Raw genomic sequence first — 2,498 nt, forward strand, 5'->3', positions numbered from 1 at the left:
GATTTCCAATAAAACCAACCTCTAATGAGGTAAGTGAAGAATTAAACTACTGCCATCAGGTCGTTCAAGTGGTAGAAACACAATCAAAAGTAGCACAAACACCAGCTGTGAAAGAAAAGTTAAATATATTGAAAGAAGTGATAGAAGATTATAATGTACAACTGAGCTATTCAACTGATCCAGATGCACGTGTTGGACATAAATCAGCGGATTCAGCTTTTTTTGGCTTCAAAACACATATTGCGATGAGTTATGAACGTATTATTACAGCTGCGATTGTGACAACGGGTGAAAAAAGTGATGGACATTACCTTAAAGAGTTAGTAAAGAAAAGTAAAGAAACGGGTATGGAAATTGGTACTGTCATTGGAGATACAGCTTATTCTGGGAAAGAAAATTTACAATATGCTCAAGCAGAAGAATTTCAATTGATTTCAAAATTAAACCCAAACATTACCGGAGAAACTTCCCATCGAAAAGTAGTCTTTGAATTTAATAAAGATGCAGGAATGTATGTATGTCCAGCAAGTCACATGGCTATTCGAAAAGCACGAACTGGAAAGAAAAATCAAGGAGCTAATCAAGCAGAAACATACTCTATCAGAGTTAAATCTATGGAACATAAGGAGCAAATTCGTCTTCAAGAAACAGATGAATTCAAAACCCTTTCGAAAAAACGTTATAAAATTGAAGCAAAAAATAGTGAAATTAAAAACCCACATGGTTATAAAACAGCAAAATCAGTGGGTCTATTTGGTATGGAAATTCAAGGTGCAACAACGATATTTGCGGTGAATCTCAAACGGATATTAAAACTTCTAAACGAGTAAAAGTAAGAAATAGGCAAGGAAAGAAGGCACATTCTGTTCAAATCGAATGGAATGTGCCTTCTTTTTGTCTAAAAAACCAAGAGTTATAAAAAACGTAAATTTTTCAGTGTCCTCGCTCAGTACAGACATCATCTTCTATAAGGTACTATAGCTTTTTTAAAAGGCTGGGACATACCTAGCTTCAATTAGTGAGAAATCGGAATTTGAATGAATTCAAATTCCGATTTCTCTATTTTTTATGGTATCTCCATATAGCTCTTCGCTAATGGTTGTGAATTTTCTTAAATTCACAACCATTAATGCGAGGCCCACCTCATTTTTAACCTTCCATTTCCCTCGAACTGAAAATCGAGTGAAACGCAAATTATCCTTCAATAATCCAAAAACTGGTTCCACGTCAATTTTGAATTGACGATAAATAATACTCGTTTTTTCTTCTGAAAACTTTGTTCTTAATTCACCATCAATTTATAATTATTTCTATATATTGCTTTTGTACATAATGAACAGAAGGGACATCCGGAACAGTCTTTAAATTCGTATACCTTAAACTCACGCGTGAAATCATACTTATCACTTTTCGTGGTACGATTTAAATACAAGCTGTTGTTTGTTAGGGCAAGTGTATTGATCATTTTCTTCATCATAATCCCAGTATGCTGTATTGAATTCGTTTTGTTTATACTTTTCCTTTTGTTCTTTTAATAAAAGATTTTCGAGGTCTCTTGGATATTTTAGTTTGCGTTCAATATAGTCGATTAATTGTTTGCGAGATTGCTTTGGGAATTTCTGTTCGGCTCATAAAGTTTTTTTGCTCAGCTACTTCTGATGAATCCACAATTTTTCAATCACATTCATAAATCACTTCATCTACATTTCCGACCATTTGAGCGAGGTCTTTCAATGCTAATTCTTCTACATTTTCTCGTTCAATTTCTGGTTTGATTTTTCAATTAATCCGTTATGATATTTCTCGATGGATTTTTTCCACACGAAAGAAAATTTGTTCGTATTCGCTTCGATCTTTGTTCCATCATCAAAAATAGCTTTTTGATCAATTAATTCTACTTGACCAACTGGCAGTGGAATTGGACGAAACATTGGCGGTTCAACTCTTTCACTTCTGGTTGAGCACGAAAACGGTTGATTTTACGGTAGCTTGGTTCATACACTTTCCTTGAGCTAGCCACATCTTCTGAAGACTATCTTAGGGCTTCAATTTTATATCCTGATAAGCACATAAGATAATTATAAGCATTATGCGTGGATGATAATAATATTTTTCGCATTTGAGCGTACCCCAAAAAGCCTCGATTGGTCCGTTATCGATACAACGTCCCACTCTAGACATACTATGCACCATCTCGGCATCATCTATCATCCTTTTGAAAAATTTTGAAGTATATTGATAACCACGATCGCTATGAATAAGAGGATGCTCATCTTCTTTTAATTTTTGTATGGCTGGTGTCATCGTTTGAAAAACGAGTTTATTGTTATTCGAGTGCCCTAATATATAACTCACAATCGAATTATCGTATAAATCGATAATGGCGCTTAAATAAGCCTTTTTGCCATTCCCATATTTGAATTCCGTGACATCTGTACACCATTTCTGATTCGGTTTATCTGCTTTGAACTTGCGACTGAGTATGTTTTCTTCTACAT

3 protein-coding genes and 1 pseudogene are annotated in these 2,498 nt (G+C 34.5%); 1 reads left to right on the plus strand and 3 read right to left on the minus strand.

What is annotated here, in order from left to right:
- Nucleotides 1-830 (plus strand): transposase (locus AO843_RS23690; RefSeq protein ID WP_156314035.1); only part of this gene is annotated, 830 nt, incomplete at its 5' end.
- A gap of 213 nt (nt 831-1,043) precedes the next feature.
- Here the strand turns inward: AO843_RS23690 and AO843_RS24405 are convergent.
- The 3 genes and pseudogenes from AO843_RS24405 to AO843_RS23700 form a co-directional block, all read right to left on the minus strand.
- Nucleotides 1,044-1,226 (minus strand): transposase, encoded by a 183-nt coding sequence (locus AO843_RS24405; protein ID WP_231630248.1) that lies wholly within the window; start codon nt 1,224-1,226, stop codon nt 1,044-1,046.
- A 519-nt stretch (nt 1,227-1,745) separates the two neighbouring features.
- Nucleotides 1,746-1,931: a hypothetical protein gene (locus AO843_RS23695; protein WP_054613501.1), complete on the minus strand. Its 186-nt coding sequence runs from the start codon at nt 1,929-1,931 to the stop codon at nt 1,746-1,748.
- Nucleotides 1,932-2,103: 172 nt separating this feature from the next.
- A pseudogene (locus tag AO843_RS23700) lies at nt 2,104-2,498 on the minus strand (transposase); the annotation flags it as partial.

This window comes from Lysinibacillus sp. ZYM-1 (assembly GCF_001308875.1).
Lineage (GTDB): Bacteria > Bacillota > Bacilli > Bacillales_A > Planococcaceae > Lysinibacillus.

Excerpts from the sequence above, each read along its gene's own strand:
- AO843_RS23695 (WP_054613501.1), bottom strand. The coding sequence starts at position 1,931 with ATGTTTCGTCCAATTCCACTGCCAGTTGGTCAAGTAGAATTAATTGAT.